This window comes from Bartonella sp. TT110JLCBS, from assembly GCF_042193405.1.
Lineage (GTDB): Bacteria > Pseudomonadota > Alphaproteobacteria > Rhizobiales > Rhizobiaceae > Bartonella.
Window position 1 is genome coordinate 1 of the sequence record NZ_JBHILT010000342.1, and the last position, 503, is coordinate 503.

General features: G+C 40.6%; 1 protein-coding gene and 1 pseudogene. Both read left to right on the plus strand.

The features are described from left to right. Nucleotides 1–84 precede the first annotated feature (84 nt). Nucleotides 85–303: a hypothetical protein gene (locus ACFILW_RS11205; RefSeq protein ID WP_012755083.1), complete on the plus strand. Its 219-nt coding sequence runs from the start codon at nt 85–87 to the stop codon at nt 301–303. 6 nt (nt 304–309) lie between these two features. Further along, nucleotides 310–503: pseudogene (locus ACFILW_RS11210) on the plus strand (integrase); the annotation flags it as partial.

Here is a 503-nt window from a genome sequence, read left to right on the forward strand (position 1 = left end):
AGCACCCCCACCCTTCTTAACACTTTCAAGTAATGCGTGATTCACGCCACACGTGAATTGCATCTCAATGTAAGGAGAAAAGATATGGCGCCTCGTCCAGCTGCTATAACGCAACCAGCCATTGCACGCGCTTTAAGAGAAGCTAAAAAACAAGGTTGTGAACTCGTAGAAATCAAACCTACTGGTGAACTGCTTATCTATCTTAAATCCGATATTCCAATACCAAATTCAGTTAACCACCCAGACAAACTTTTAGATTTGTCAAAGAATGAATATTACGAAACCGCACTCTCTAAGATGTAAAATACCATGCCTAAACCACGTCCTCCTCATCTCGTTAAACAAATTACTCAACATGGCAAAATTGTATGGTATGTACGTATTGGTCATGGCAAACGCATTAGAATACGCGGTACCTATGGAACGCAAGAGTTTGTTGATAACTACAAAAGCGCACTTGCCGAGTTACAAGGGCTTATACTTCCTAAATCAAAAACTGGTAA

Coding starts and splice junctions, on each gene's coding strand:
- ACFILW_RS11205 (WP_012755083.1), top strand. CDS start 85: ATGGCGCCTCGTCCAGCTGCTATAACGCAACCAGCCATTGCACGCGCT.